The sequence below is a fragment of the uncultured Microbacterium sp. genome, from assembly GCF_913776565.1.
Lineage (GTDB): Bacteria > Actinomycetota > Actinomycetes > Actinomycetales > Microbacteriaceae > Microbacterium.
Genome location: NZ_CAJYPF010000251.1, coordinates 1 through 3,038, shown reverse-complemented (window position 1 = coordinate 3,038; position 3,038 = coordinate 1). Strand labels below are relative to the sequence as shown.

Genomic DNA, 3,038 nt, shown 5'->3' with positions numbered 1-3,038 from the left:
TCAGCCCGAGAGGTGATCGCGCGCCCACAGGGCCGCGCTCGTGCGGTCGGCGACGCCGATCTGGCGGAAGATGCTGCCCAGGTGCGCCTTGACCGTCCGCTCGGTGATCCCGAGCGCCGCGGCGACCTGCTTGTTCGCCCGCCCCTCGGCGACCAGGCGCAGCACCTCCCGCTCCCGCGCGCTCAGTCCGGCGTCCGCGTCGCCCGCCTCGGGCAGAAGCGCCCCCGCGACCCGGGGATCGAGCGGGGCATGACCGGCCGCCACGGCGCGGACGGCGGCTCGCAGCTCCGCGGGCTCGGCATCCTTCAGCTGATATCCGGTGGCCCCCGCGGCCACCGCCCGGCAGACCTGATCCCGGTCGCCGAACGAGGTCAGCACGAGAACGCGGATGCCGGGATGCGCGGCGCGGATCGCGCGAGTGGCCGCGACCCCGTCCATCACGGGCATCGACAGGTCCATCACGACCACGTCGACGCCGTCCCCCGCCGCGGCGAGCGCCTCGGCGCCGTTCGCAGCCGTGGCGGTCACGGCGATGTCGCCGTCGGCGGCGAGGACCGAGGCCAGTCCCTCCCGCACCATGGAGTGGTCGTCGGCGACGAGGACGCGGATCATGCCGGCTCCCGGGTGGAGTGGTGGGCGGGGACGCGCAGACGCCAGCGCGTGCCCCGGCCCGGCGCGGTGGCGAGGGAGAGTTCGGCGCCGGCGTCGACGGCGAGGTCGCGCAGCACCCGGGTGCCGAGATGGCCGTCCGCCGGGGCGCGATGCAGCAGCGCGGGGTCGAAGCCCGGCCCGTCGTCGGCGATCCGCAGCTCGACGGCCCCGTCGGCGCGCGCGATCGACAGCGACACGGTGCACGGCGCCGCGTGGGTCGCGGCATTGCGCAGCGCCTCTTGGGCGACGCGGTAGAGCAGGCGCTCGTGCGCCTCGCTCAGGTGGTCGAGCGACGCACCCAGGTCGAGATTCACCGTGACACCGCGCGCGTGCGCCGTCGCGGCGAGATCGCGCAGCGCCGCGGCCAGGCCTGCCGCGCCGAGGCTCTCGGGATAGATGTCCACCAGCAGCGAACGCAGCACGCGCACGTTTCCGCGCACCGACCCCGCGACCTCTCGCATGCGCGACGCCGCCTCGGCGTCGCCCCGCCGGTCGGCGTCGACCGCGGCGCTCTCGGCCCCGTAGCTGGTGGCCACGAGTTCCTGCACCGGTCCGTCGTGCAGGCTCCCCGCGATGCGCCGGCGCTCGGCATCCGAGGCGTCGACGGCACGTTGCAGCAGTTCGGCGCGCCGCGTCTCGGCGCCGCGCAGCTGACGCAAGAGGGTCCACACGATCGGCGCCGTCAGCACGACGAGCAGCAGCAGACTGCTGAGGGTCACTCCCGTGAACCCCCGCCACAGCTCGGCGGAACGCGCCGCGACCGGGGCGTACGGGTAGTAGACCTCGAAGAGCACCTGCTGACCGCTCGGCGCCCACATGGGTCGGTACACCTCGAGCAGGCGCGGGGCGCTCTCGAAGACGTTCTCGTCCTCGGACAGGTCCGACACGGCCGCGCGCGTCGCGGGGGCGGCGAGCGCCTCGCGCTGCGCCTGTTCGAGCGCGAAGACGCGGCCGATCAGTTGCGGTTCGTCGGCGTACAGGACCCGCCCCTCGGGACTCCAGATCTTCACGCGGACGACGTCGTCGCCGAGGATCTGTGCGCGCACCGTCACGTCGAACGCGGCCACCGCGGCGGGGTCCCCGGCCGCGAGCGCATCACCGAGCACGGGCCGGACCACCGCCTCGGCGAGGACGTTGGTCACCTGCGCGGCATCGTTGACGGCCTCACGCTCGGCCAGCCACTGCGCGCCGAATCCGGCGAGCGCGGCGACGGCGACGATCACCGCCGCGAGTCCCGCGGCCAGGCGCACCAGCACGGCCCGCGTCGACAGTCGTCGCGCGGGCGCGTGCGGAGTGGGGGCGGCGACGAGCACCTCCCAGGGGGGAGGGGATGCCACTCAGTCGTCTCCTCCGTGGCGACCGTCGTCCGCGCGGCCGCTGTCGTCGCCGCTGCGGTCACCGCCGCGGTCATCACCCCCGTGTCGTCCGCCGTCGTCGGTCGATCCCTCGACGGCGGATCCCCCGCCGCCGGTCGATCCCTGCGTCGCCCGGTCGTCGCCGGGTTCGACGCGCTGATCGCGCGGGATGTCGCCGCCGCGGTCGTCACCGGTCGTTTCGTCGGTGACGAATGATCCGCCGGTGTCGCCTTGCGTGTCGCGGTCGTCACCGGGTTCGACGCGCTGATCGCGTGGCACCTCCCCGCCGTGGTCGTCCGCCGACGGCGACGGCGACGGCGACGCGGTCGCGGTCACGGCGGGGGTCGGACGCGGCACGGGCACCGATTCCGCGAACGAGGGGTTGCCCCACAGGCCGATCGCGGCGGGCGCGGCCGCGAGCGCCAGGGCACCCGCTCCGATGAGGATCCGCTTCTTCATGTCATCCGTCCTTCCGCCCATTGTCACCCGCGGCACGGGCTGTCGTGATCCACCCTGCGCGGATCGGCCCGTTCGCACCATCGGACCTTGGTCGTAGTACCAAGGTCCGATTGCCCGGTCCGCGGCCCGCCGACGACGGTGGGAACAGCTCCCCACCGATGAAACGAGGCACCATGAGCAGCACCGCCCCCACCCGTCCTCCCCTGATCCGCACCGCGGCGATCCTCGCGATCGCGGTGGTCGCGGCATCCGGTCTCCTCCTCCCCTCCGCCGCGAGCGCCAAGACCACCTCGACCGGAGGCGATTACGCCGTCACGGTGAACGGCACCACGTACAACCCCGCTCCGGGTAAGGACGCCAAGGTCAAGGACCTCGCGGTCTCAACGCCGATCACGGTCAGCGGACGCAACAACCGCTTCACGATCGACCCGGCCACGCTGGGCGTGTACGACTACACGCTCACCGGCGCCCCCGACACGCAGCGCATGGTCACCGCGCCCACCGTCGTGTTCTCGTCGAAGGTCCCCACCCTCACCGCCGCGCAGCGTCAGGGCACGCGTCTGTCGAGCCTCG

Annotated in this window: 4 protein-coding genes; 1 reads left to right on the top strand and 3 read right to left on the bottom strand. The window is 73.9% G+C overall.

Annotated features, from left to right (window positions below):
* The 3 genes from QZ433_RS13995 to QZ433_RS13985 are packed head-to-tail and all read right to left on the bottom strand — an operon-like array spanning position 1 to position 2,465.
* Positions 1-612, bottom strand: coding sequence for a response regulator transcription factor (locus QZ433_RS13995; protein WP_295784618.1), 612 nt, complete (start codon positions 610-612; stop codon positions 1-3).
* Positions 609-1,988: an ATP-binding protein gene (locus tag QZ433_RS13990; RefSeq protein ID WP_295784616.1), complete on the bottom strand. Its 1,380-nt coding sequence runs from the start codon at positions 1,986-1,988 to the stop codon at positions 609-611. Before QZ433_RS13990 ends, QZ433_RS13995 begins: the two co-directional genes overlap by 4 nt.
* Positions 1,989-2,465 carry a hypothetical protein gene (locus QZ433_RS13985; RefSeq protein WP_295784614.1) on the bottom strand — a complete coding sequence of 159 codons (477 nt, stop codon included), beginning with the start codon at positions 2,463-2,465 and terminating at the stop codon, positions 1,989-1,991.
* Positions 2,466-2,638: 173 nt separating this feature from the next.
* Here QZ433_RS13985 and QZ433_RS13980 point away from each other — a divergent pair.
* A partial coding sequence (locus tag QZ433_RS13980) for a hypothetical protein (protein ID WP_295784612.1) occupies positions 2,639-3,038 on the top strand: 400 nt, incomplete at its 3' end.